The organism is Kitasatospora sp. NPDC022785 (genome assembly GCF_055561295.1).
On the sequence record NZ_JBVHHB010000028.1, the window covers coordinates 94344 to 119485 of the forward strand.

At 71.9% G+C, this 25142-nt stretch carries 24 protein-coding genes; 12 read left to right on the forward strand and 12 right to left on the reverse strand.

Going from position 1 to position 25142, the window contains the following annotated elements; genetic code table 11:
• Nucleotides 1-639: a ClpP family protease gene (locus tag ACZ3YO_RS32800; RefSeq protein WP_465576683.1), complete on the reverse strand. Its 639-nt coding sequence runs from the start codon at nt 637-639 to the stop codon at nt 1-3.
• Between the two features lie 110 nt (nt 640-749).
• Nucleotides 750-1388 carry an RICIN domain-containing protein gene (locus ACZ3YO_RS32805; protein ID WP_465576686.1) on the reverse strand — a complete coding sequence of 213 codons (639 nt, stop codon included), beginning with the start codon at nt 1386-1388 and terminating at the stop codon, nt 750-752.
• Between the two features lie 102 nt (nt 1389-1490).
• Here ACZ3YO_RS32805 and ACZ3YO_RS32810 point away from each other — a divergent pair, with 102 nt between their 5' ends.
• Nucleotides 1491-1742 (forward strand): hypothetical protein, encoded by a 252-nt coding sequence (locus ACZ3YO_RS32810; RefSeq protein ID WP_465576689.1) that lies wholly within the window; start codon nt 1491-1493, stop codon nt 1740-1742.
• 31 nt (nt 1743-1773) lie between these two features.
• Here ACZ3YO_RS32810 and ACZ3YO_RS32815 read toward each other — a convergent pair whose 3' ends face one another.
• Nucleotides 1774-5595, reverse strand: coding sequence for an NACHT domain-containing protein (locus tag ACZ3YO_RS32815; protein ID WP_465576691.1), 3822 nt, complete (start codon nt 5593-5595; stop codon nt 1774-1776).
• 245 nt (nt 5596-5840) lie between these two features.
• Between ACZ3YO_RS32815 and ACZ3YO_RS32820 the strand changes: the two genes are divergently transcribed.
• Nucleotides 5841-6113, forward strand: coding sequence for a hypothetical protein (locus tag ACZ3YO_RS32820; RefSeq protein ID WP_465576694.1), 273 nt, complete (start codon nt 5841-5843; stop codon nt 6111-6113).
• Nucleotides 6114-6841: 728 nt separating this feature from the next.
• On the opposite strand, the gene ACZ3YO_RS32825 is transcribed toward ACZ3YO_RS32820, so the two are convergent.
• Nucleotides 6842-7729 (reverse strand): NAD(P)-dependent oxidoreductase, encoded by an 888-nt coding sequence (locus ACZ3YO_RS32825; protein WP_465576696.1) that lies wholly within the window; start codon nt 7727-7729, stop codon nt 6842-6844.
• Nucleotides 7730-7781: 52 nt separating this feature from the next.
• On the opposite strand from ACZ3YO_RS32825, the gene ACZ3YO_RS32830 reads away from it, so the two are divergent.
• Nucleotides 7782-8150: a winged helix-turn-helix transcriptional regulator gene (locus tag ACZ3YO_RS32830; protein ID WP_465576699.1), complete on the forward strand. Its 369-nt coding sequence runs from the start codon at nt 7782-7784 to the stop codon at nt 8148-8150.
• Between the two features lie 938 nt (nt 8151-9088).
• On the opposite strand, the gene ACZ3YO_RS32835 is transcribed toward ACZ3YO_RS32830, so the two are convergent.
• Nucleotides 9089-9733, reverse strand: a complete 645-nt coding sequence (locus tag ACZ3YO_RS32835; RefSeq protein ID WP_465576702.1) for a TetR/AcrR family transcriptional regulator — start codon at nt 9731-9733, stop codon at nt 9089-9091.
• Between the two features lie 99 nt (nt 9734-9832).
• Between ACZ3YO_RS32835 and ACZ3YO_RS32840 the strand changes: the two genes are divergently transcribed.
• Nucleotides 9833-10228, forward strand: a complete 396-nt coding sequence (locus ACZ3YO_RS32840) for a nuclear transport factor 2 family protein (protein ID WP_465576705.1) — start codon at nt 9833-9835, stop codon at nt 10226-10228.
• A gap of 166 nt (nt 10229-10394) precedes the next feature.
• On the forward strand, nt 10395-10868 hold the full coding sequence (locus ACZ3YO_RS32845) for a zinc-binding dehydrogenase (RefSeq protein WP_465576708.1): 474 nt from the start codon (nt 10395-10397) through the stop codon (nt 10866-10868).
• 28 nt (nt 10869-10896) lie between these two features.
• Here ACZ3YO_RS32845 and ACZ3YO_RS32850 read toward each other — a convergent pair whose 3' ends face one another.
• The 3 genes from ACZ3YO_RS32850 to ACZ3YO_RS32860 form a co-directional block, all read right to left on the reverse strand.
• On the reverse strand, nt 10897-11721 hold the full coding sequence (locus ACZ3YO_RS32850; RefSeq protein WP_465576711.1) for an MBL fold metallo-hydrolase: 825 nt from the start codon (nt 11719-11721) through the stop codon (nt 10897-10899).
• A complete protein-coding gene (locus ACZ3YO_RS32855) occupies nt 11714-12586 on the reverse strand; it encodes an NAD-dependent epimerase/dehydratase family protein (protein WP_465576714.1) in 873 nt (290 codons plus the stop codon). Before ACZ3YO_RS32855 ends, ACZ3YO_RS32850 begins: the two co-directional genes overlap by 8 nt.
• 176 nt (nt 12587-12762) lie before the next feature.
• Entirely contained in the window at nt 12763-15606 is a 2844-nt protein-coding gene (locus ACZ3YO_RS32860; protein ID WP_465576717.1) for a helix-turn-helix transcriptional regulator, read from the reverse strand.
• Between the two features lie 470 nt (nt 15607-16076).
• Between ACZ3YO_RS32860 and ACZ3YO_RS32865 the strand changes: the two genes are divergently transcribed.
• Entirely contained in the window at nt 16077-16208 is a 132-nt protein-coding gene (locus tag ACZ3YO_RS32865; RefSeq protein ID WP_465576720.1) for a hypothetical protein, read from the forward strand.
• Nucleotides 16209-16237: 29 nt separating this feature from the next.
• On the opposite strand, the gene ACZ3YO_RS32870 is transcribed toward ACZ3YO_RS32865, so the two are convergent.
• The 4 genes from ACZ3YO_RS32870 to ACZ3YO_RS32885 all read right to left on the reverse strand — a co-directional run bounded on the left by ACZ3YO_RS32870 (nt 16238) and on the right by ACZ3YO_RS32885 (nt 20006).
• On the reverse strand, nt 16238-17524 hold the full coding sequence (locus ACZ3YO_RS32870) for an MFS transporter (RefSeq protein WP_465576722.1): 1287 nt from the start codon (nt 17522-17524) through the stop codon (nt 16238-16240).
• Complete coding sequence (locus ACZ3YO_RS32875) at nt 17521-18789, reverse strand: glycosyltransferase (protein WP_465576725.1); 1269 nt, start codon at nt 18787-18789, stop codon at nt 17521-17523. The genes ACZ3YO_RS32870 and ACZ3YO_RS32875 overlap by 4 nt, the downstream gene beginning before the upstream one ends.
• A 1-nt stretch (nt 18790) precedes the next feature.
• Nucleotides 18791-19201: a nuclear transport factor 2 family protein gene (locus ACZ3YO_RS32880; protein ID WP_465576728.1), complete on the reverse strand. Its 411-nt coding sequence runs from the start codon at nt 19199-19201 to the stop codon at nt 18791-18793.
• 163 nt (nt 19202-19364) lie between these two features.
• Complete coding sequence (locus tag ACZ3YO_RS32885) at nt 19365-20006, reverse strand: MFS transporter (protein ID WP_465576731.1); 642 nt, start codon at nt 20004-20006, stop codon at nt 19365-19367.
• Between the two features lie 315 nt (nt 20007-20321).
• Here ACZ3YO_RS32885 and ACZ3YO_RS32890 point away from each other — a divergent pair, with 315 nt between their 5' ends.
• The 6 genes from ACZ3YO_RS32890 to ACZ3YO_RS32915 all read left to right on the forward strand — a co-directional run bounded on the left by ACZ3YO_RS32890 (nt 20322) and on the right by ACZ3YO_RS32915 (nt 25072).
• Nucleotides 20322-21212 (forward strand): LysR family transcriptional regulator, encoded by an 891-nt coding sequence (locus ACZ3YO_RS32890; RefSeq protein ID WP_465576734.1) that lies wholly within the window; start codon nt 20322-20324, stop codon nt 21210-21212.
• 215 nt (nt 21213-21427) lie between these two features.
• On the forward strand, nt 21428-21625 hold the full coding sequence (locus ACZ3YO_RS32895; protein ID WP_465576737.1) for a hypothetical protein: 198 nt from the start codon (nt 21428-21430) through the stop codon (nt 21623-21625).
• A gap of 784 nt (nt 21626-22409) precedes the next feature.
• Nucleotides 22410-22799, forward strand: a complete 390-nt coding sequence (locus ACZ3YO_RS32900; RefSeq protein WP_465576740.1) for a response regulator transcription factor — start codon at nt 22410-22412, stop codon at nt 22797-22799.
• Nucleotides 22789-22980 carry an aroma-sacti cluster domain-containing protein gene (locus tag ACZ3YO_RS32905; protein ID WP_396323465.1) on the forward strand — a complete coding sequence of 64 codons (192 nt, stop codon included), beginning with the start codon at nt 22789-22791 and terminating at the stop codon, nt 22978-22980. The genes ACZ3YO_RS32900 and ACZ3YO_RS32905 overlap by 11 nt, the downstream gene beginning before the upstream one ends.
• Before the next feature lies 1 nt (nt 22981).
• Nucleotides 22982-24808, forward strand: coding sequence for an AfsR/SARP family transcriptional regulator (locus ACZ3YO_RS32910; protein WP_465576744.1), 1827 nt, complete (start codon nt 22982-22984; stop codon nt 24806-24808).
• A 132-nt stretch (nt 24809-24940) separates the two neighbouring features.
• Nucleotides 24941-25072: a hypothetical protein gene (locus ACZ3YO_RS32915; RefSeq protein ID WP_396323463.1), complete on the forward strand. Its 132-nt coding sequence runs from the start codon at nt 24941-24943 to the stop codon at nt 25070-25072.
• Nucleotides 25073-25142: the final 70 nt, after the last annotated feature.

The window sequence follows — 25142 nt, forward strand, 5'->3', positions numbered from 1 at the left end:
TCACAGCCCCATCCGTCGGCGCGACGAGGCCGGGCGGATGTCGGCGAGCGACTCCACCACCCGGTCCACGATCCCGTACTCCCTGGCCTGCTCGGCCGTGAACCAGCGGTCCCGGTCGCCGTCCCGGGCGATCGTCTGCTCACTCTGCCCGGTGTGCTCGGCGGTGATCCGCTCGATGGCCTTCTTGGTGAACTGGAGGTTCTCCGCCTGGATCTCGATGTCCGCGGCGGTGCCGCCGATGCCCGCCGAGGGCTGGTGCATCATGATCCGCGCGTTCGGCAGCGCGAACCGCTTGCCGGGCGCGCCCACGGTGAGCAGGAACTGGCCCATGCTGGCGGCGAACCCCATGGCCAGCGTCGAGACGTCGTTCGGGATGAGCCGCATGGTGTCGTAGATGGCGAGGCCCGCGGTGACCGACCCGCCGGGGCTGTTGATGTACAGGCTGATGTCGGTGCGCGGGTCCTCCGCCGACAGCAGGAGCAGCTGCGCGCACACCCGGTTGGCCGACACGTCGTCGACCTGCGTGCCGAGGAGGACGATCCGCTGGGCGAGCAACTGCGCCGCGAGGTGGTCGTCGAAGCGGCTGGGCGGCGTGTCGCCCTCCTCCGCGCGGGGTTCGAGCGTGGTGAGTGAAGTCATCTGGTCTCCTTGCCGGGGCGGGATGCCGTCGACTCCACTCTTGACCCCGGGAGACCCCTGGATGCCGTTTCTCTGCCCACCGCAGATTCGCCACGGGCAGAGCCGACGACTCAGCCCGCCCTGCCTGCTGCCGGACGGCGGCCCGTCGAACTGCACCTGCGGCCTCGACTACCTGAGCGCTGAGCCCTTAATGGCCTCAATGGCCTGAATCGGCGACGGAAGGTAGCAGCCACCAAAGCGGTGACGGCGCCTCGTTCGTTCCGTTCAGCAGACAGCAGACAGCAGACAGCGGACTTCGGCGGCTCACCGGATGCTGCACCTGGACGGAGGCGGCCGTCCTCCGCAGCAGGTGGAGCACGCGGTCGGCAGTGCAGTCGTAAGAGTTGGATCGCCGGCGTGTTCCACCACTGGTTATTACCGCCGTGACACTCCCACTGCCCCGCAAGGTCGCCATTGGACGTCCCCCAGGAGAGAATTTCCAGACACTTCCCCGAGTTCTTGTTCCACACCACGGGATTCGACTTCAGTTGAAACTCCCACTGCTGCGTTGCGGGCCCGTTGCACTGCCGCTGGTTCGCCGTGGCCCCATCTGCCCTGGAGTCACCACGGATCTCCAGGAACATGCCGGAGTGCACGTTCTTGATGTTCCCCCAGACAGTCGACACTGCCTGATTTTCTGCCGCCGCCGGCGATACGAGAGTCAGAGCAAAAGCAGTCGACGCCAGAAGGCAGCCGGATGCTCGCGCCATGTTTCCTGGCCACGCTGCGCCCGCTCCGGGACAGCGCCTCGGCAGCAGCCCACCGCCAGGTCCCCCCTGGAGCTGACGGGACCGTCCCACGGCAGCACCATCATGCACGTACGGCCCCGACCAGTCCCCGATCCCGAACCGGACTACGACGGACTGCCGCTGGACATCTCACCGGCCGACGCCGGCGTGCGCGCGCTCGTCAACCTGCTGCGCGCCCTCGAAGACGAGCAGGACGTCCGGGCCTGGAGCGAGATCCTCGACCCGGTCGACGTGGTCGTCAACCTGTCAGGCCGCAGAGCGGGCGCCCTGAGCCGTGCGCGGCGCCGACCCCGTGATCCCGGATCCCAGTGGTAGCTCCGGCCCAGCGGGTGAGAGGAAGCGCCCGTCATCGGATGGTGGTGTTGGTGCCAAGGAGTTCGGGCCAGGGACCCGCGCAGCGGGTTCGCGCGTAACGGTGGAGGTTGGAGGTGACGACGGACCGGACCTGTTGCGCCACCGAGGTGTCGCGAGCGAGCTCCTGGTACCAGGCGGGCGGCTCGGCGGTCGGCGTGGCCAGCATGGAGATGGCGTCCATCGCGGCTCTGCCGAGGGCCGGTTCGGTTCGCGCGAGCGCAATCGCCAGGCGCCGTCGCGGCACCGTGCCCAGCTGGCCGAGGACGGTACCGATGGTGGCCTTGGTGAAGACGGCAAAGCTCTCCGCCAGGCCGTTCGGCTGGGCACCGAGGCGCTGAGCGGCGGTGGTCAGACCCTCGGCCGCTACGTCGGGGTCGGTGGTGGCCAGCCGGCCGAGGAGTTCCGCGACCAGGCGGGAGGAGTCGGCGTCGACGTGGCGCAGCGCGGGACCGGCGGGGAGCGCGAGGTCGAGCACGGTCTTCAGCGCGGTACGCGCCTGCTCGCGGGCGGCGAGGGGGTCTCGGCGGGCGACGAGGGTGGCGAGCGCGCGGTGCGGCGAGGGGGAGCCGGGCTTGCGCTCAGGCCGGGTCTCCGTGTCCGCGGCCAGCCGCTCCCTCAGCCGGGCGAGCCTCCTCCACTCCCAGTCGCGGTGGTCCGCGCAGGCTTCGGTGAGCAGCAGCAGCACGGTGTAGGTGCCGGACTGCTCGGCGAGTGCGTCGGCGAGGTGGTCGGGCTGGGGCGGGCTTCCGTTCCAGTGCGTGACCAGGGCCTGCCACAGCTGGATCCGCGGGGAGGTGTCGAGGCCCGCGGCCTTCGCGAGACGGAACTCGGCGAGGGCGGGCGGGGCCAGGCCGGCCGCGCCCGCCGCGTCGACGACCTTGGTGGCCCGGGCCAGGTCGGCCTTATCGAGGGCGTCGTCGAGCAACTGGCCCAGGGTGGTGTCGGTGAGGTGGGTGAGCAGGGCGGTGTGGATCCGGTCGAGCGCCCAGCCCGCCTTCTCGCGGTCGGCGGCGGAGGAACCGGCCCATTGCTTGAGCGCGCTGAGCGCCGGGCGATGGCCGATCGCGGTCGCCGGGCCGAGCAACGCGATCATCCCGCCGGGCGCCAACCACCTCTCCGTGTCGTCGTCGTCCGGCAGCAGCCGTGCCAGGCGGTCGGCGCCGAGACCCGCGCCGATGGCGTCCCTCACGGCTGCGGCGATCCACGGCCCCGTGATCAGACTGCCGTCGCGGTCCTTGACCGGGGAGGGAAGCGTGGCGAGCGCCTCCCGGCACGAGGCGTCGAGCGCCTCACGGAAGGAGCTCGGATCGCCGAGGAGGACCGGGGTGACGATGTGGGTGCGGACGGCGGTCTGTACATCCGGCTTGCGCAGCGTCATCAGCCGGTCGACGGCCTGCCGGGCCGGGACCGGGGACAGTCCGGCCGCGAGGAGGCCCGCGCCGTGCAGGCGTGCGCGGGCGGTACCCCGGACGCCCTTCTCCACCGCCTCGGCGAGGAGTTCGGCGAAGAGCGCGGCCCTCTCGTCCTCGGTCGCCTCCTGCGCGCGGTACCACAGCTGCCCGACGGCCCGTTCGAAGAGGTCGATGTCGCGCGGGGCCTTGGCGGGGCGTTCGTCGAGCAGGGCCTCGGCGACCGGCAGCGCCATGCGGCGCAGCGGCCTGTGCCGGGACTCCGGCTCCGTGCGGCGCACGCTGTGCTCGATCTGGTCGATCGCGTCGGCGCACAGTGCGTAGGCACCGACGCCCGCCAGGACGCGGCAGCCCTGGGCGAGCCAGGTGAGGGCGGGGCCGGGATCGTGGGGGAAGAGCGCGGCGAACAGGGCGAGCCATTCGACCTTGTGCGGCTTGATGCGCCGGGGGCCGGCCTCGGTCCACCAGGCGAGGCGCTGCGCGGTGCAGAAGTCGACGGCCTCGCCCGGGTGCTGGCTGGCCAGCCGGCCCACCGCGGCGAACACGGTGCGGCGCAGCGCCGGGCGGTGTTCGGTGAGCGGCCACAGGTTCTCCAGGTCCTTCACCCACCTCTCGGCGTGGGGATGGACGTGGCCGGGCAGGCGTTCGACGAACCGTTTGAGGCTCTGCTCGGACGCGGACCGCAGGGCGGCCCGGGCGGCGTCGCAGTCAGCGGCGCCGGGATCGTGCATGTCGGCGTACCACTCCAGGGCGCGTTCGGCGAGGACGTTGTCGGCGAGCAGCGGAAGGAGCAGCGCGCTGTCGGTGCCGCGGTCGGCGCGGGGGATCAGCTGGCCGGCGACGGCGGCCAGGACGAGGTCGCCGGGGTGGGCGAGCATCCGGTCGACCAGGTCGTGGCTGCGGTCGGCGTCGCGCAGGTATTCGGCGGCCATGTACTCGAAGAAGGTCTGGTGGAAGAACCGCAGGCCGCCGGCCGGGGCGTCGGTCAGCAGTCCGCGGCGGCGCAGTTCGGCCAGTTCGGCGTCGATCCGGGCCCGTGACACGTGCGGCATCAGCCGTTCGAGGGCGTTGCCCGCCTCGCGGGCACGGTACTCGATGGTGTTCGCGGCGAGCATGTAGCGGGCCAGGGCCTGTGCGGTCGCCGTGAGGTTCCAGTCCGCGCGCTCACCGCGGACCTGGTCACCGGGGCGTTCGTCACGCAGGATCCGCTTGATGCGCACGAAGTCGAACAGCCCGGCGGCGTCGATCTGCTTGAGCGGCTCGTGGGGGGCGTACACCTCGAACAGCAGCCTCAGGTAGAGGGGGTTGCTGCAGACCTCCTTGACCGGCAGTCCCTGGTAGACGGCGTTGAGGATCTCCTGTGCGAGCTGTGCGGCGGCGCCGCCACCGTACTGGGAGTCAGGGCAGAAGGCGGCCGCGTGGCGGCTCACGGCGTCGGCGCGTTCGGCGTCGGTGTACGGGCCGAGCATGACCTGGGTCCGCCGGAACCCGGTCGTCGAGGCGGGTGGGGCCGGGGTTTCGGGGCCCTCGGCGGGATCGGGCGTCGGGGGGAACTGCAGCTCGACGGCCTCCTCCGGACGGCAGGTCAGCACCACCGGCACCCCGAGCGTGTCCATCGCGTCGAGGAGCCCGCGGGCCGCCTCGGTGCCCCTGGGATGGGCGATGAGCAGGTCCAGGGTGTCCACGAGGACGACGGGGTGCCGCCCGCGCTTGCGCGAGCAGGTGGCGGCCGCCGTGAGCATGGCGGCGTCCACCGCGGTCGGGCCGGCCGGTTGCGCGAGCGAGTCCAGGAGGTAGCTGGCCCGTACGAACAGCGGGTCGGTGAGGTCCTGTTTCGCGAGCGTCCTGTACAGGGACCAGAGCAGCGAGGTCTTCCCCGAGCCCGGATCGCCGACGACGAGCTGGGCCTGGGCCGGCCGCCCCGTGGCGGTGCGCTCCAGGATCGGTTGCTCGGCGGCGCGCCGGACGTAGAGGTCGTCCAGGCGCACTTTCCCGTCGGACCTGCCCACGACCGTGACTGTCGAGGCGTCCCCGTACGCGTCCTCGCTGAGCTCGACCAGCCGCCGGTAGGACTTGTTCCCCGGTACGTGCCGGTCGGCGCTGAGGTCGCGCAGCTGATTGAACAGCCGGCGGGCCTCGTCCCGGTGGAGCGCAGTCCAGGTCGTGAAGGCGATCAGTTCGGCCTTCATGTAGCGGCCGAGGAACTCCTCGACCCTGCTCGGCACCGGGACGTTGACGCCGGACCGCCATTGCGAGAACGCCGTCTCCGTCACGCCGAGCTGTTCGGCCAGGGCCTTGTAGGTGGGCCTGCGTCCGGCCGCCTTCGTCGCCCTGCGCGGGAGTTCTGCTACCAGGGAGTCCAGGACGGACCCGAAGGTGACCTCCCCGAAGGTGGATCCCGTCATCCGTCCCGTCTCCCGCCCTTGTGACCGCACCGAACGGTCGTTTTCTACCGCACCCGCTGGCTTCCCGGCAGGTGAACCGCTGCGCCGCTCTCTCGCTGAATTCAGCTGAACCCGAAAATCCAGGCCCCTGACCTGCGGGTTCGCGCCCGTAACCGCTCTGAATTCCCCCGCGGGTCGGCGGATCGCGGTTCATTCGCAGGGACGCCGCCCGGCGTCGACCGACTCGACCCGATCGGGGGAGAACCATGCTGTACGACGTTCACACCGACGTTCTCGCGGCCGCGGCCGGCTGCACCGCACCCACCCTCGCGAGCCTCGCCCTCACGTTTCTGCCGTGGGCACTGCTCGTGGCCCTCGCCGGACTCCTCACGGGTGTGGTGGTGGGCTGGATCAGCCGACAGGCCGGGGACAGCGCGTGGGAGGCCCTGCGCCACGGGCTGCTGGCCATGGTCGCGGGCACCGGTCCGCTGCTGGCCGTCCTGCTGGCCACCGCAAACCTCGCCAGCCAGTGCCGGTAGCTCAGCGCGTCAGGCCGGCTGACGTGCGGTGAGTGGGGGCGGGGGGCTGTGGGGGAAAGACTCACCTGCGGCCCCCTGGCGGAAGTCGGTCGCCCCTCCGGACGACCAGGTTGACCAGCCAATTATCGGCCGTCGAAATGCTGCCGCTGGCGGGCCGACCCGAGTGGTGCAGCCGGGGCCCTTGACCGGCCCAGGCCACCCGGGCCGGTCAGCGGCGATGCACGGCGGCCTGCAGACGGGCTCTTCTGAAGGGTCGACAGATTGCCGTCACTCGCGGTGACCAAGGCCGGTCCGGGGCCCTGGGGACCAGTTTGGGACCGTGCCTGGTGAGCGCCCATGAGCGCCCGTGGGCGATAGCGGGCATCTATGTACGAACTTGAACTCGACTGGGCATCGAGCGGGTTCGAATCCTGCCGGCCAGCGATCTCCACAGAATTCGTTAACTTCCTTTGATTTACGAGCAACTGGGCAACAAAAAGCCGAGCCCTGAGGCCCTCGGCTGCCGACAAATAGTTGAACATCTTGACCGGGGGTCAAGGGCAGCAGATTCACATCCTGTCGTCCGACAGTGATGTCGGAAGGCCGTTGGCCGGGAGAAATCCCAGGCCAACGGCCTTCTTCTGATTGGTCGACGGCCGTGGCGCCGCCTTTTTGCGACCTTGCCAGGGATCAGCCGGGGACCGCAGCCGCTGGCGAAGGGCCCCTTGTTCGCGCGGGTGTGCCGGGGTTCAGCGTCGGCCCAGCACCTCGGCGAGACGGCTCACCCCGTCCTCGCCGTGGCCGAGGGCGATGGTCCGGCGGACCAGACCCTCGGCCGCGCGCATCACCCCGGACTCGATGCCGTGCGACTCCGCGGTGTGCACGACGTGGGCCATGGTGGAGACCGCCGAGGTGAGCGGGTTGATCGCGCCCGAGTAGCTGCCGCTGTCGAAGTCCTCGGCGAACTCCGCGATCAGCGGGGGCAGGATCGCACCGATCCCCTGGGCGAACGGCGCCAGCTCCCGCCCGCTGATCCCCTCCGCCTTGGCCAGGGCCAGCGCGTGCACGTACCCGGCCATCGCCGTCCAAAAGATGTCCAGCAGTGCGATGTCGAAGCCGGCCGCCCGGCCGATCTCCTCGCCGAGGTGGGTGTGGGTGCCGCCGAGCATTGCCAGCACCGGCGCGTACCGCTCGTAGAGGTCGGCCGGCCCGCTGTGGATGAAGACCGCCTCCGGCGTGCCGATGCTCGGGGCCGGCGTCATGATGGCGCCGTCCAGGTACTCGACGCCGTGCTCCGCCGCCCAGGCGGCCGTGGACCGGGCCCGGTCCGGCGAGTCGGCGGTCAGGTTGACCACCGTGCGGCCCTTGAGCGCGGCCTCGACCTCCTCGCGGTGCAGCACGGCGTCCGAGGCGTCGTAGTTCACCACGCAGATGACGGTCAGCTCGCTCGCCGCCACGGCCTCCTCTGCGGTGCTCGCGCTCACCGCGCCCCGGGCGACCAGCGCGGCGTCCCGGCCCGGGGTGCGGTTCCAGACTGTGGTGCGGACGCCGGCGTCCACGAAGGCGCCGGCCAGGGCGCGCCCCATCGGCCCGAGGCCGAGCACGGTGACGGTGGGCTGGGTGTGGTTGGTGGGCATACTTCATCTCCTGTAGGCATGGTGGTGGACAACGACGAGCCCGGGGAGAGAGATGACGCGCAGTCAGGCCGTGAACCCGAACGTGTGCGGGGTGACCGCCGCGATCGCCGTGATCGACGGCAAGTGGAAGACGTCCCTGCTCTGGCTACTGGAGGCTGGCCCGCAGCGCCCCGCCGAAATCCGCCGACGGCTGCCCGGCCTCAGTGAGAAGGTCCTCACCCAGGCCCTGCGCGAGATGGAGTCCGACGGCCTGGTGCACCGCGAGGTGCACGACGTCCTTCCGCTGAAGACGGTCTACTCCCTGACCGACTTCGGCCGCAGGCTCTCCGACGCCCTCGGCCCGGTCTCCGACCTGGGCCACGAGCGCCTCGACCGCATGAGGGTCGAGCAGGCCGGACAGGCCGAACCGTCGGCCTCCTGACCTGCTGTCATCTCCCTTCGTCCGTGGGCACCAGTCTTGTCGCACCGCACGTCGCTGCCCAGTACGCACAAAAAGGTGGCTACTGGGCAGGGACGCGATGGTCACCGGGCGACGGGCCGAGCCGCCGGCATGGTGGCCATCCGGCCGGACGGAGAAGGGGTCGACACCCCCTTGGGCCGGCAGCCCTCCCACGGTTGACTGCGTTCTGGTGCAACGCCGACCGACAGGGAGCAGTCTGTGGAAGGCCCGGAGTCCGCGGTCTTGCCTTGAGTCACCGGCATTGGGCCTAGCCGACCGCGTCGAGGTGTGGGTCGGGCCGCAGGCTCCGGTCGGCATCGTTCTCGTTCCGCTCCGAAGTTGGCTGGGAAAGCTGCTTCAGGCATTCGCTGCCAGGGCACGGCGAGAAGGTCGCGAATACCCATCGAGCACTGGACGTATCGGCCTCTCGCCCCCGCAGATCCGCGGCCCGACGGACTCCTTCGCCTCGTTCGTCATTGACGAGGCCACGAACTTCTGGATCAGGACCGCTGCGGGAGTGCTTGCGATCCTCCCGGAAGGGCGACACGGCGGCTACAGCGTCGGATACAGCGGCGGCGGGCCGACGGCCCTGGCGTCGTACCTGCGGCAGCTGATGGAGACGGACGGCGAGGACCCTGCGCCGCATGAGCGCCGGTTCGACGAGAAGCCGCACCGAGGGCTGCTCGCTTGGACGATCTGGGTACGCGCGGTGGCCGGAGGGCGACCGCTCCACGCGGCGTGCCCCAGGGTGTCCACCGACATGACCCTCCCGGGGCTCAGAGGCAGCAGGGCAAGCACCGTCCGCTGCCCGTACCCCCCACCGGGAGCTGCCCCGTGGCGACCAGGAGTGGACCGAGAATCCCGAAGCTGAGCCGCTCACCCAACGCATCCCCCAGTGGCGACCGCGCCTTCCGGCAAGATCACCTCACAGTCGGGTCCTCCGTTCCGTCCTCACGGGGCCCCACGCGGGGCGTCCGTCGCCGCAGTGGCTGGGGGAGCCCGGCATCGACGATGTGCTCGGCGAGTGCGCGGGCCGCGGTGGCCGGCGGCCGGTCTTCGGGGCGGGCCGCGCCGGTGGCGAGAAGCCCGTCGACGAGGATGAGCAGTTGGTCGGCGGCGAAGCCGGGGCGCGCGTGTCCGAGAGCGGCGAACTCGTCCGTGAACAGCCCGTGGAGGGTGCGCCGGTAGGCTCGCGTGACCTCGTGGCCGGGATGCTCCCGGTCGGTGAGCGCGAGGTCGGCCGCGAGGTAGCGGCAGCCGTGGAAGTCCGGGCCCGCGGCGATGCGGCCGAGCCGGTCGACGACCGCGAGGAGCCGGGTCCGGGGGTCGTCCCCCGCGGCGTCCATGGTGGCGCGATACGCCGCCACGTCCTCGGAGGTGCTGCGGCGCAGCACCTCCGCGATCAGGCCGTCCTTGCCGCCGAAGTGCTCGTACAGGGAACGACGTGCGACGCCGGCCGCCTTGAGCAGGGCGTCCACGCCGACGCCGACACCGTGCGTGTAGGTCAGCTCCTGGGCGGCGAGCAGCAGGCGTTCGCGGGGACCCGGCTTGTCGGAAGCGGTCATGGCGTGATTGTGCCAGCACTTGACGTGGTAGATCAATCGGTCTATCTATATCTCCATGGGCCGGTAGATCGACTGGTCTATCTCGTTCGAGGAGGCGTCATGTCCGTACGCAGCACCGCCGAAGTCATCGACCGTTTCAACCGCGCGTTCACCGACCGCGAGGCCTGCCTCCTGGCCGACCTGATCGCCGAGGGCTGCGTCATGGAGAGTGTCCAGCCCGCGCCGCGCGGGGAGCGGGTCGTCGGGCGCGAAGCCTGTACGCAATGGTGGACGGCCCTCGTCGAGGACCACGCCTCGCAGTTCACCCCGCAGGAGGTGATCGTGGCGGGCGACCGCGCGACGATCGTGTGGACCTATCGCTTCGGGGACGGCCCCGGCCAGTGGGTGCAGGGCGTCAACGTCATGCGCGTGACGGACGGCCGGATCGTGGAGGCCCTCGGCTTCAGCAAGACGGCCGGCGAGGTCCCGCTGGCCAGCGAGTCCGACGACGCGTGAAGCGGCACTGAACCGCCGGAGCCGACCCCGGCTCCGGCGCACCCGCATCTCCCCCACCCGTGTACCACCGACGTCATGAGAAGGGCCCTCCCAGATTCTGAGTCACCACCTGTCGCACAGTGGTGCCGGGCTGTCCGGCCTTGCCGTACGCGAGCACGACACGCCCGTGCCCGGTCCCGGCCAGGCCCTGGTGGCGGTAACACGCGACGTCCCTGAGCTTCCGCGAACTCATGGTGTTCGTGCTGCTCGACATGGACTCGCTGGTAGCCATTCCGGCCACCTGTCGTACGAGGAAACGGCGACCCTGCCGAGCGTAGCGGTCACGGCGTGGCACGCGCTCACCGGCGACGGAGCGGGCCCCAAGCCCGGCGACACCGTCGTCGCGCAGGGCTCCGGCGGCGTCTCCGTCTTCGCGCTCCAGTTCGCCAAGGCCCTCGGCGCGCGCGTGGTCGCCACGACCCTCAGTCCCGCCGAGGCCGCGCGGCTGCGCGGCCTCGGCGCCGACGAGGTGGTCGACTACTCGGCCCACGCCCGACTGGGCGCCGAGGTCCGCACGTTCACCGGCGGCCACTGCCACCGACACGGCTTGCCGAAGGCCGGCAGCGGTTCGCGGAACTCCCCGCATGGCCGTGCGTCGTGATGACGGACGCCGCTGTGCGGTGGATGTGTCAGTCGCCCGGGACTGTGCCCTCTTCGAAGCGGAGATAGCGTTCGACGGACCGGGCCAGAACCTCGTTGCCGTGGCAGGTGACGACCCGGTCCCACCAGGCGCCGTAGATCCGCTCGAAACGGTAGCCGGCGAGCAGGTCCGCCGCCGCGCGGACCGCCTGCGGGCGCTCCGGGATGTGGTTGGCGTAGCTGTGCATGAGGGTCACCCAGCGGCTGTCCGGGCAGACGTTGACGACGTCGCCGGTGAACAGCGCCCCGTCACCCGCGCTCCAGTGCAGCACCGCGCTGCCCGGGAAGTGCACGCCCGGGTTGATCAAGGTCACCTCGTCGGTGAGGTGGAGTGTGCGCCCGCTCCAGAAGCGCACGGCCGGGTCCGGCCGGCCCACCCACTGCCGGTCGGCGTCGTGCAGATGGACCGGCGCGTCGAAGGCGTGCGCCCACTCCACCATCGAGGAGTAGAAGTGCGGGTGGCTGATCGCGATGTGGTCGATGCCGCCGAGCTCCTCGACGGCGCGCACCATCGTGTCGTCGAGGTATGGCACGCAGTCCCACAGCACGTTCCCGGCGGCGGTGCGCAGCAGCAGGGCCCGCTGGCCGATGGCGAACTCCGGGGTGACCCCGACGCCGAGCACATCGGGCCCCTGCTCCGCGAAGAGGCCGCTGTGGCCTTCCTCTCGCAAGCCTGCCAGCGTCGTCCACTGCTGGCCGTTCCGGCCCACGTACTGTCGTTCGTCCAGGCAGACCGGACAGTCCGGACGCGCGGCGGCGTACTGGGTGCCGCAGGTGCGGCAGATCGGAGGTGCCATGACGGCGGTGTCAGCCACGGCTGCCTCCGGCGAGTTCGGTGAGGACGTAGGGGCGGCTCGGCCGCCAGCCCAGTTCCTCGACGGCGCGCTGTCCCGACACCACCTGGTCGAGCGCGAGCGCCTCGGCGAACGGCGCGCCGAGCACCTCGGCGGCATCCGCGAGCGGCCACGGTTCGGCCCGGCCGGTGCCACCCGCAGCGACGTCGGCGGCCGCCGCGACCGCGGCCGCCGGGACCGACTCCCACGCCACGCCGTGCAGGAGGTCACCGGAGTGGCCCTTGGTGAGCGCGAGGACGTACAGCTCGGCGAGGTCGTCGATGTGGACCATCGGCCAGCGGGTCGCGACCGGGCCCACGTAGCGGCCCGTGCCGTGCTCCCGGGCCCACCCGGTCATCAGGGCGGGAATGCCGCCGTTCCGGCCGTACACGATGCCCGGGCGTATCACCACGGCCCGCACGCCGTCCCCGGCGGCGGCCAGCACCCGCCGCTCGATCCGCGGCCGGTAGCCGACGATCGCGATCGGGTCGGTACCGGCGTCCTCGGTCAGCGGGGCGTCCCCGGTGGCGCCGAGCACCCACACGCCACTGGTGTAGACGAACGCCCGGCTCGTGCCGCGCAGCGGTGCGAGCAGCGCCTCCAGGGCGGCGGTGTCCACCGCCTCGTCGCCGGTCGGCGTGGCCAGGTTCACCACCGCGTCCACGTCGTCCGTCACCGCCGCGCGCAGCGACGCCGGATCGGTCAGATCGCCGACCCGCACCGGCACGTCCGGATGCAGCGCGGCCGCGTTCTTCACCAGGGGCACCACGTCGTGGCCCTCCAGCGTCAGGCGGGACACCACCGCGGAGCCGATGTAACCGGTGGCACCGAGTACCAGAACCTTCATGAACCCTCCCAAGCGGACGTCGAACAGGAGAACCGTAGGAACCGCACCCGCACCCGCGGATCCGTCGAACGACCGGGGTGCGTACCGGCGTTCACACGTGACGGGGCTGACGGGCTGACCGGTCGACCAGGTGATGGGGGCGAGGAAGTGACGGGGGTGGCGGGACCGGGCGGAGGTCAGCCCAGGTTGAGCGCTCCCAGGGCGGCCCGCGACGTCACGCCGAGCTTCGGGTAGGCGTTGGACAGGTGGTAGCCGACCGTGCGCGGGCTCAGGAACAGGCGCGCGCCGATGTCCCGGTTGCTCAGGCCAGTTGCCGCGAGGCGAACCACCCGCAGCTCCTGCGCGGTCAGCCGGGTCACGAGATCCGCGCCCGCCGCCGACGCGGCTGGGGCGACACCGACGGCCCGCAATTCCGTGCGGGCCCGGTTCGCCCACGCGGCGGCAGGCATCCGCTCGAACGACTCCAGTGCCACGGTGAGCGCCTCTCGGGCGTCGGCCCGGCGCTTCGCCCGGCGCAGCCACTCCCCGTACACCAGCCTGGTGCGCGCCTCCTCGAAGGGGCGGCCGTCCCCCTCGTGGGCGGCGAGCGCCCGCTCGTAGAACTCCTCCGCCCCCGCGTCGTCGGCGGTGAGCAGGGCGCGACAGCGCAGGTCCACCGCCCCCGCCCAGGCGGTTCCGGTGGCCCCGGCCCAGCGCGCGAAACTCTCGGCGGCCGGCCCGGCATCGGCGGCCCGCTCGATCCGCACGGCGGCCTCCACCTGGTCAGGCAGGCTGTGTACGGAGACCATGAGGTGCCGGTGTGGGCCCCCGGTCAGGGCGGCGAAGCGTTGCAGCGCCCGATCGTAGCGGCCGAGCCCGAGGTCGAGCAGGCCTTGCGCCCTGGTCAGCCAGAACGGGGTCGGTGCGACATCGGAGCACAGGTCCTGTTCCGGCCGTCCGGCGGAACCCCGGCCGCCGCCAAGCAGGTCCCCGCCGCCTGGCCCGTCAGTTCCTTCCGGCACCTCCGTGACGCCCGGCTCCTTCCCGTCGAGCGCTGCCAGCACCGCCAGGACGCCGCTGAGCATCGTGGCGAGATGGCGCTGACCGGTGTCGCAGGCGATCTCCAGACCCTCGACCGCCGTCGTGTACGCGTCCCGGTGCCGGCCCAGGAACAGCCGCAGCCGCGCCAGTCGCAGCAGCACCCGCGGCAGCACCCCGACGGCACCCTCCGCCCGGCACTCCCGCTCCAGGGCCACGGCCTCGTCGTGCACCGTGCGGTACTCGCCGAGCAGCATGTCCCAGCCGTGCAGTCGCACCTGATCGGTCAGGCTGCGCTCATGCCGGGTCCGCACGACGTACTCGGCGAACTCCCGTACCGCCGCCGCCCCGTCCACCAGATCACCCGCCAGCATGTCGAGAATCCCGGCCGCGCCCCGGTGCACGGGATGCTCACCGAAGTCCAGACCGGCCACCCGCGCGCGGGTGTCCCGGGCCGCCGCGACCGGGTCCGGCGCGCCCCAGGCCATCGCTGCGGACTCGAACAGCAGCCACGCCCCCATGGCGGGACGGTGCGCCGTCACCTCGGAAGTGGCCTCGACGAGCAGCAGCCGCGCCGACTCCGCGCGGCCCTGCTCGTGTTCGAGCGTCGCCCGGACGCTGGCAAGTCGGGCGACCGCCGGCGGACTGCTCACCGGCCCCGCCTCGTCGGCGAGCATCCCCGCGAGCTCCGCCTGTCCTGCCTCGGCTGCGGCGGCGGCCGCGGCGGCCAGCCGCAGCGACCGGGCTTCCTGGTCCTCGGTCAGCCGTGCGGCCCGCCGATAGGCGGCGGCGACCGCCGCCCGGCCGCCCCGCGAGCGGAACGCCTCGGCGCTGCGCTCCAGTTCGGCGGCGACCTCCTCGTCGTAGCCGACGGTCGCCGCGGCCAGATGCCAGGCCCGGCGGCCCATGTCGCCGGCGGCCGGCGCCGCTTCGGCGAGCGCCCGGTGCGCGGCCGTCCGCTCGACCAACACCGCACCCTGATATGCGGCGGCACGCGCCAGCGGATGCCGGAACACCAGCCGGCGTCCGGACACTCTCACCAGGTCCGCCGCCTCCGCCAGCCCGAGATCGCCGGCGGCCGCGCCCACCCGTTCCCCCGCCGCCACCAGCAGTGCCACGTCGCCGGTGTCGTCCGCCGCGGCGACCGTCAGCAGCAGACGGGTCGGCGCGGGCAGCGCTCGAATCCGCTCGTCGAAGATCCGCCGCACCCGCCACGAGGCCGGCAACACGGCGATCTCCCGTGCGTCCAGCGGCTCGCTCCCGTCCCGCTGGGCCGCCGTCAGAGCCCCCACGAGCTCCACCATGGCCAGCGGATTACCCTGCGCGAGCCCGAGGATGCGGCTGCTCACGGCGGCATGCAGATCGGGCGCCCGGCCCGCCAGCAGCGCCGCCCCCTCCTCGTCGGTCAGCGGCCCCAGATGCAGCATCGGCAGGCCCTGCGCACCGTCGAAGGCCGCCGCATCCTCATGCGCTGCGACCACCATGGCCACCCGAGCCCTGCCGAGCCGGCGGGCCGCGAACAGCAGAGCATCCAAGGTCTCCAGGTCCAGCCAGTGCGCGTCGTCCACCAGGACCACGACCGGACGTTCCTCGGCCAGCTCGTCGAGCAGGCCCAGTGTCGCGGCCCCGACCAGGAAGCGGTCCCCGACGGGCACCTCGTCCGGCGCGATCGCCCCACGAAGCGCCGTCAACTGACGCTCCGGCAGGCTCCTGACCCGGTCGAGGGTTCCCCGGAAGAGCACCTGCAGACCGGCGTACGGCAGCGAAGCCTCCGACTGGACACCCGTACACCGCAACAGCCGGGCTCCGCCTGTCGCCGCGGAGGCACACCGGTCGAGCAACGCCGTCTTGCCCGCCCCTGCCTCGCCGAGGAGCACCACGGCCCCGCCCCGGCTCTCCCAGACTCCCCTCAAGAGCCCGTCGAGCACTTCCCGTTCGTGCTGCCGGCCGCTGAGACCGGCGGGCCGCCGATCGGCGGCGTTTGCCCGGACCGCGTCGGTCATCGGCGCTGTCCCCTTCTCCAGTGAGCGTGGCTGACGATGTCATCGGTCCAACGGTCGTGCACGCCGGCCCGACGGGGGGAGGTCAGGGGTCCTCGCCGAGGCGACCGTATGCGGCTTCCGGTGACGCGGACCGTGTGCGGCGAAGTCCGGCTGCCTGCCGCCGGTGTCGGTGAGTCCACATGCGGTACAGACCCCGGGTGGTCAGCGTCCGACCGCTCCACCCCGCCTACGGTTCTCTGGAGACCTCGAGGTCCGCCGCTACGTGGGCTGGTATCGGCGCATCACCCCGGTCGTGTCGGCGCACGTGCTCCCGGGGCGATGACCGCCCAGGGTCGGGTGGGCGTGCACGTTTCGGAAGGCCTTCCAACAGGGCGCATGTCGACGACGTTGAGCGGCATCATGCCGACGGAGCCGCCGGTGACACCGCGGGCGGCCAGCCGGGCGCGTTCCAGGGATTCGTGCAGGCCCGCATGGACCGGCTGCAGGTCGTCGCGCAGCCGGCGTTCGACGCTGGTCGGGCGCACAGTGCGGATGGTGCGGTCGAACAGCGCGGCGCCGATGTGCCGTTCCTGTTTTCTGGTGATCCGGCTGACCGAGTCTGACCAGCCGGATAGCAAAACGCTGCTGAGTACTAGCCGGCACGGCCCCGGCTGAGCTCCCTCGGCTCGGCGGTCTCGCCGCGTGCGGGCGGCACGGCCCCGACCACCGTGGTGTACACCGCCTCGGCCGGCAGTCGCCGCTCCAGGGTGAGCAGCATGACGGCCCCCGCCGTCGAGCTCGCCGCCAGCACCAGCCAGGGCAGCCGGCCGTCGACCGCCAGCAGCCCGGTGAACAGTGACGGCGCCAGGGTCTGGGACAGCGCCCAGGACAGCTGGTAGGTGGCCAGGTAGCGGCCGCGGGCCTCGGCGGGAGCGGCGCTCACTGAGAGTGCGCCCGCGCTCGGGCTGTGCACCAGTTCGCCGATCGTGTAGAGGACCAGAAGCCCGACCAGGCCGGCCATCACGCCCTGGCGGGGCATGCCGCCCAGCAGGGCGTAGCCGAGGAACGCGGTGGCGAAGACCAGGGCGCCGACCGCGGCCACCCGGGTACGCCGGGCGAAGCGCCGGCCGAGCCTGCCGACCGGCACGCCGGCGAAGGCGCAGAGCGCGGTGTTGACCGCGAACAGCGGCCCGGCCACCGAGGCGGGCAGGTCGAACTGGCTCACGGCGTACACCGGCAGCAGCACGCTGAGCGCCGAATAGCCCAGGGCGATCAGGAAGTTGGCCAGGGTGAGCCCGGCGTACGGGCGATCGCGCAGCACGGCGCGGTAGCCGGCCCGCTGCCGGCCGGTCGCGGGGCGGACCGGGTGGGGGGTCCTGATCCGCAGCGCGAACAGTGCCGCGACGAAGAAGGTGGCCGCGTTCAGCCAGGCGACCGCCAGGAAGCCGCGGTCACCGCCGAGTTGGACCAATCCGGCGGCGAGCAGGCCGCCGGCGCCGAGGCCGGCGTTGTTCACGCTCCGGGCGAGTGCCATCAGCCGGTCCCGGTGCTCGCCCTGGGCGAGCTCACCGATCAGGGCCTGCTGGGTCGCGGGGAACGCCTGGGCGCCGGCCGCGGTGAGGGTGGCGACCAGGGCGAAGACCGGCAGGGTGGTGCCGAGCGGGAAGGCCAGGAAGCCGAGGCCGCGCACCAGGTAGAGGGCCAGCCGCACCCGCCGGGCACCGAACCGGTCGACGGCCCAGCCGCCGACCGGCATGGCACCCATCGCCAGCAGCCCGGCGACGGTCAGGACGGTGCCGATCGTCGGCAGTGGCAGTCCGGTGATCCGCTGGAAGAAGACCAGGCTGAACGGCACGTACATGCCGGTGCCCACCGCGTCCACCAGCATCCCGGCGATCAGGTTCCGCTCGCCGGGCACCCTGTGGTCCTTCGTCTTCACACCCTCTCCCCGAGTGCAGGGTGCGGGTGCTGCCTTCCCCGGCCGGCCGTGTCGAGCAGCAGCTTCGCGGCCGCCGTCGCCCCGTCGGTGCGGATCGTGGCGGCCACGGCGGCCGCTCGTGCGCGGGTCCCGGGGGTCAGGGCCGCCTTGAGTGCGGTCGACAGGGACTCGTGGGTCAGGGTCGGACCGTCGTGCGCCGCGCCGATGCCCAGCTCGGCCACCCGGCCGGCCCAGTAAGGCTGGTCCGCCATCTGGGCTGCCACCACCTGGGGCGCGCCGGCCCGGGCAGCCGTCGTCGTGGTGCCCGCGCCGCCGTGGTGCACGACGGCGGCCACCCGGGTGAACAGCACCTGCTGGTTGACCTCGCCGACGGCGAAGCAGTCGTCCCGGTCGTCGGTCAGGGCCAGGTCGGCCCAGCCGCGGGAGAGGAGGACGCGGCGGCCCTGCGCGCGGACCGCCTCGACGGCCGCGCGGGTGACGTTCTGCGCGTCGCGGACGGGCATGCTGCCGAAGCCCACGTACACCGGGGGTTCGCCGGCGTCCAGGAACGCCTCCAGAGCGGCCGGGAGCGGGCGTTCGTCCGGCCGGATCCACGCGCCGGTCTGCACCACGTCGAGGTCGACCGGCTGCGGCCACGGGCTCAGGGCCGGGTCGGCTGCCAGCCAGGGGCGGTCGGTGAAGACGTGGTCGCGGACGTTCTGCACCGGGGGCAGACCGATCGCGGCCCGGTGGGTGTTGACCGCCTCGCCGAACAGCGCGTTCATGTGCTCGGTGTTCAGGTCCCACAGCACCCGGTTGTCGGTCACCTCCGGCGGGAGCGGCCGGCCCGGCCACGCGAGTGGCGGGTGGTGCGGCGACGGCAGGTAGGTCGGGAAGTAGGCGACGAACACGTAGGGGACGCCCAGCTCATCGGCCACCGCCCGCGCGGCGGCCGCGGCCGGGATCAAGCCGGTCGCCACCACGACGTCGCATCCCTCGGCCACCGCGGCGACCGAGTCGTACGTCGCGGCGATCATCCGGGCCGCACGCTCGGACAGGCTCTCCGCCGGCAGCGGCTTCCCCGTCCCGGTCACCGCCCTGGTCGCCATCGCGCGCAGCGACTGGCCGAGCGGCACCAGTGGGATGCCGGCACCGTCCAGCAGCTCGGCGAAGTCCGGCGGGGCGCACATCTGCACCTCCGCGCCGAGTGCCCGCAGTTCCGCCCCGAGCCCGAGCATCGGCTCGACGTCCCCGCGCGACCCGTACGCCACCAACAACACACGCATTTCAGGATTTCCCTTGCTTTCCGTGGATTCCGGCCTCGGCCGGCGGGGCGTGGCCCGTGGTCTTGCTGTAGCCGAGGGACTCGACGATCAACCCGTCCCGTACCAGCGTGAGGCTCACGCCGCGGACCGAGTCGGTGGGTCCGTCGCCGAAGTGGTACCGCCAGCGGACCGTTGCCCGTTCACCGGTGATGACGACGGCCTCCGGCTCGAACTGGATCGTGCGGTCCTCGGCGAGTGCCCGGCAGAACTCCAGGCACTCGGTGCGGCCTTCATAGCGGGCCCCGTCGGGGGCCGGCTCCTTCGCCTCCATCACGCAGTCGTCGGCGATCAGCTCGGCGAGCGTGGAGGCGTCATGGTCGATGAAGGCGCGGTTGAAGCAGTGGATGACCTCGGCCGTGGTACGGAACGACATGCCGCAATCCCTTGGGAGTGGAACGATCGGTCTACTATTTCCCGTCCGGGCCCGGCCGGGTGGCCGGCCTTCCCCGACGGTGCACATGCCGTCCCGTGCCGACGGCCGGGTGCCCTGGGTGGCCCGCAAGGCCCGGTTCGGCCGGGGCCTCCGGGCCGTCGGGTCACCGCGTTTCCCGCTGAGCGCCGGTCCCCGACTCCTCGACCGCGGTGGCGGGAGCGGGAATCGCGTGTTCCGCGGCGCGGCTGACGTGCTCCCATGCCGCCCAGGTGCCCATGCGGGCGCGGGCGATGTCGAACGCGAGGTCGTAGACCGTGCTCCCCAGGAGCAGGCGCAGCGGCGGCTCGTCGCTGTCGACCAGCTTGAGCAGCGCGGCCGCGGCGAGCCTCGGGTCGCTGTCGACCGAGCCTTCGGCGAACTGCTTGGCCAACTCCTCCCGCAGCGGCGCGTACGCCTCCATGGGGCTCGTGTTGCGCATGGCGGTGTAGAGGTCGGTCCAGTAGCCGCCGGGGAGCAGGGCCACCGGCACGAGGAGGCCCAGCGCGCCCACGGCCACGAACGCCGTCCGCCAGTCCGCGAGCCCGCCGATCAGCGTTCCGGCCGGTACGCCCAGGACGTCGGCGGCCGTCGCGCCGCCGAAGACGACCGAGACGGCCCGGGGGGTGGACCGCTCCGGTACCAGCCGCACGGTGAGGCCTGCGGCGAGCGCCCAGAATCCGCCGATGCTGATGCCGACGAGGAAACGCGAACCCAGCAGGACGGCGATTCTGCTGGGCGTGCTCGACCTCGGCGACGAGCCTGACAACGGCGCGCACCTCCTCCTGTGGAGCGGTGACGCCGGCGCCGAGCGGCTTCATGGAGAGGTCTCCTTCCTTCCTTCCTGGGTTCGTGGGCGTGCTGACGCCCTGGGACAACGGCTTGTCTCCCGTCCGGCACGCTCCGGCGGCCGCAGGCGGTCCGCTGGTCGGTGCGGTGTCACCGGTACGGGCACGGCACCGCTCACAGATCACCGAGCGGCTCTTCCGGTCTGCTGCCGATCTTTCAGCTTCCCGCCGTGCCCATCAACATCGAAGATCAGTAGGATCCGATAACTCAGGCTTATGACGGGGGTCGGAAGCACGTGGAACTACGCGACATCGAGATCTTCCTGACGCTGGCCGAGGAACTGCACTTCGGCAGAGCTGCTGCCCGGTTGCACCTCACGCAGGCGCGCGTCAGTCAGGTGATCGGACGCCAGGAGCGGCAACTCGGCGGCCTGCTGTTCGACCGCTCCAACCGCCGCCAGATCCGCCTGACCCCGCTCGGCCAGCAGCTACGTGCCGACCTGCGGCCGGTCTACGCGAACCTGCGCGGCAGCCTCGAACGCGCCCGGATGACCGCCCGCGGCAAGACCGCACGCCTGCGCGTCGGCATGCTGCCGTTCAACGTGCCCGACATGTACCGCTACTGGGAGGCCTTCCGCTCCCGTCATCCCCAGTGGGAACTACAGCTGCGCCGGGCGCCGTACGTCGACCCGTTCGCCCGGCTGCGCGAGGGTGACATGGACGTCTTCCTCGCCTGGCTGCCGGTGGACGAGCCTGACCTCACCGTCGGCCCGGTCCTCTTCCGTGACCCTCGCGTCCTGGCCGTCGCCGCCGGCCACGAACTCGCCGAACGCCACTCGATCCCGTTCGAGGCCCTGGCCGACTTCGCCCATGCCATGCCACCCGACATGCCCGACTACTGGGAAGACGCCTACCTGTCGTTCCACACGGCCCAGGGGAAGCCGATCGAACGCATCGAGGAGGTCACCAACGCCGACGAGCTGATCCACCTCGTCAGCACCGGCGAGATCGTCCACCCCTTCCCGTCCCACGTCACCCGCTACTGGTCCATGTCCCACGTCCGCTTCATCCCCGTCCCCGACATGGGGACGATTCCCTACGCCCTGGTGTGGCGCAGGGACGCCGAGAACGACCTCATCCGGGCCCTCGCCCAGACCGTCCGCGACCTCGGAGTCCTGCACTTCTGACGACGGTCGGGGGTGAAGCACCCCCGACCAGCCTGTCGATGCGGGAGTCGGCGATCGCAGGAGGACGGGAACGGCCACCGCTGTCCCGGGAGGCCATGGGGACAGCCACCTCTGGTGACCGGGACAGGCCGCGGCTGACGATGTTCCGAGTCCGGATTGCCTGGACCCGGGCGGGCCGCTCACGGGCGCCCGGTAGTAGTCGAGAGGAGTCGAACATGACGAGCGCAACGCTTCAGGACAACGAGGTCGCCGAGCTTCTCGGCCTGGATTTCGAAACCCTGATGGTCTCGGCCGTGGGGCATGACCACGGAGACCTCGCCCCGATGATGAACTCCGAGGAGTACCACTGCGGCGCGACGACCGAGACGTCGGACCTGTGCTGTATCAGCGCCCGCGCGGACACCGGCTGCTGACCTTCGCCGTGCCGCGGGGCCGCGGGTGACCGTTGGTGCATGGGCGCTCGGGCCGCCGCGGTCCCGCTTCCGGGGAGCTTGCGGTGAGGCCGCGCGAACCTCGCGGGGCCGGGGAGGTGGAGGCGGGGGAACGCATGGAGCAGATCGAGTTCCGAGTCGGCGTCGTGGCTGAGACCCTGAAAGACCCGGAGGCGGTGGTCCGGACGACGGTGCGCGATGGACATTCGGTCGCTATGGCGCGCACTGGCCTCACGCTACAAAGGCGAAATGACGATGCCTCACTTCCCTTCATGAGAGGACGACCTGCCGATCCCCGAAGCCTCCGGCTCGGGTCTGACGGGGGTGCTGCGTGATCTCTTCACCGAACTCGGCTGCTCGCAGAGAAAGTTCAGTAGTCGAGTGCACCTCGACCACACCGGGGTGAGCCGGTACCTGAACGGCACCCGCCTCCCTCCATATCCTGGTCCTGCCCGCCAGCGTGGGTCCTGGGACCAGTCCCGTCGTGGCGAGGCTGGGGGATGGACGCCGGCCTCCCTGTGCAGCGTCGTGTCCGCGGGGTGGTCCGGCGCGGAGATCGCTGGGGCGGGCAGGCGAGTCGGCCCCTGGTCCCAAACCCGTTGGGATGCCGTGATGTTGGCGCCAGTTGGGCTGGTCCGCCCTCTTGCCGGGGTGGGGGAGTGGCGTCAGCATGAGGGCAGCGTGGTCGTGTGCTCCGAGGGGGGATCCTGTTGGTGTCCGGTGGAGGAAGATTGTCGCTGCCGTGTCCTGAGGTGCGGGTGCGTTGATGGGCGGCGGCGGGTCGTTCGCTCCGGTCTGCCCCTCGTGCGGGGCGCACCGGGGGTCCGGGCTGCCGGGGCCGTTGGCGGCGGCGCTGCCGCTCAGCCGGACGCTCACTCCCCGGGAGCGGGTCGTCCTCCAGCTGTTGGGTCTCGGGTACGACAACCGGTCGATAGCCCGGGAAATGCAGGTCAGCGAACGCACGGTGAAGCGGTTCGTCACTGCCATTCTGGCGAAACTGGGGTTTCGGTCAAGATTGCAGGCGGGACTTTTCGCGTTGATCGTCGCATCGGCTCCGGGGGGTGGGGAATTTTGGCCCAAAAGTCTCATGGACGTTGCCGGGGTCGCGGACGATGATGTTCTGGCAGACGACACAGGAGGGGAATATGACCTTTGACGCCCTCGCTGCGCTTCGGCAGGCGGGAAACCCGGTCGACCTGCTGACGACGGAACAGCGGGACGTTCTCTCCCAGCTCACCGAGGACGAGGTGGCGGTCCTCAATTCCGTCAAACAGCGGCTTGATGCGGTTTCGGACGCCGAGGTAGAAGGGCATTCCGCCGTCATCAAGTTGGCGTGAGATGGCCGTCAGTTTCGGAATTCTCGGCCCTTTGCAGGTGCTGGAGAACGGCGGTCCGGTGGACCCGGGATCGCGGAAACAGCAGATTCTCCTGGTCGCGCTGCTGTGCCATGCGAATACCCGGGTCTCGTTCGACTCCCTGGTCGAGGCGCTGTGGGACGACGCGCCGCCGCGGACGGCCCGCAAGAACATCCAGGTGTACGTGTCGGCGCTGCGCCGGCTGGTCGGGGCGGAGCCCGGTTCGGGGGCCAGTCGGATCAGCCACCAGAGCGGCGGGTACGTGCTCCACGCGGCGGCCGGCGAGCTGGACTCGCTCTGCTTCGAGCAGCGGGCGCGGGCCGGTGCGCTGACCGGGGCCCTGGACCTGTGGCGCGGTTCGGCACTGGACGGGTTCCGGGACGTGCCGTTGATCAGTGCCGCCGCGCAACGGCTGGACCGGCGGTTCCTCGGGGTCTTCGAGGACTGGCTGGAGGCGGAGATCGCGGCCGGTGGCGGCCCGGCGGTGGTCGAGCGCGTCACCGAGATCGCCCAGCTGCATCCCTTCCGGGAGCGGCTGCGCATGCTGCAGATGACGGCACTCTGCCGGGCGGGGCGGCGTTCCGAGGCGCTGGCGGTCTACGACGACCTGCGGCAGTCGTTGGCGCACGAGCTCGGACTGCCCCCGAGCCCGGCGCTGGCCCGGTTCTACGGGTCGCTGCTGTGCGAGCCGGTGCCCGACGGGCCGCGGGCGGCGGCTCCCCGGCCACGCCGGGAGGTGCCGCCGAACCTGCTGCCCGGGGATCCGCCGACCTTCACCGGGCGGGCGGCGGCCGCCCGGCGCCTGACCGAGGCCCTGGTCCGGGGCGGCCACCGGCTGGCCGTGGTGACCGGCCCGCTCGGAGCGGGCAAGACCGCGCTCGCGGTCCATGTCGCGCACCGGCTAGGCGACCAGTTCCCGGACGGCCGCCTCTTCGTACGGCTCCGCGGCGAGGACGGGAGACTCCGGCCCCTGGAGGACGTCGTGCGCCAGCTGCTGGCCGCGGTCTCGCCCGGCGGGCCGGAGCTGCCGGGCCCGCCGGACCCGCGGTGGGCCTGGCAGCTATGGCTTTCCAGACGCCGGGCACTGGTCGTCGTCGACGACGCCCGGCGCGAGTGCGAGGTCAGGCCGCTGCTGCCGGAGGCCGGGGAGAGCGCGTTCGTGGTGACGGCCCGGCCGCGGCTGATCGGCCTGGAGGGCGCGGACCGGGTCTGGCTGTCGCCCTTCGCCGCGGAGGAGGCGGTGGAGTTCCTGGGCCGGGTGATCGGCAGGGAGCGGGTCGACGCGGACCGCGAGTCGGCGGGGCGGATCGTGGGGGCCGCCGGACTGCTGCCGCTCGGGGTCCGGCTGGTGGCCGACCGGCTGGCCTTCCTGCGCCATGTCCCGCTGCGGGAGTACTGCGCACGGATGGCGGGAACCCGGGCGCTGCTGGACGAGTTGTGCGGGGGCGATCCGGTGGTGCGCGCCCGGCTGGCGGAGTCGATCGGGGACCTGCCCGAGGCCGAGCACTCGGCGGTGCTGAGGCTCGGCCTGCTCGCGGAGCCGGTGTTCACGCTGGAACAGGCCGCCGCCGTGCTGGGGGCCGACCCGGGCACGGCGGTGCGGGTGCTGGAGCGTCTGTTGGAGGCGAGCCTCCTCACCGTCCCGAACGTGGAGGGGCTGGCGCACACCGTGCGCTACGAGATGCCGGCACTGCCCTTCGCCTTCGCGCGGGAGATGGCGGCCCGCGCGACCGACCGCGTGCCGGTGCCGTTGCCGCCGCTCACGGTGCCCACGTCACTGCCGCTTCCGGTGCCGGTGTCGAACCACTGAGCGGCCGGTACAGGATCAGTGACTGGTCGTCATACCGATATCAAACCGCTGACCAGCCACCGTCATACCGACGATCCCTACATTTTCTCTCGGACCGGCGTAGCGGACGCCGCCACTGCAGAGGAGGACAGCATGCCCGAGGACATCAACCCGGAGCCGACCGAGGTCGAGGACGAGGACGTCGACGTCGTCGCGCACGGGCAGGGCGAGGAAGCGATCGACTCCGAGTCCGGCTGCATCATCAACAACAGCTCGGCCCTCTGACTCGGCACGTCGAGCCGTGAGGACTGAACGGGCCACCCGGCCGGCGGTGCGAACCGCCGGAGCCGGGTGG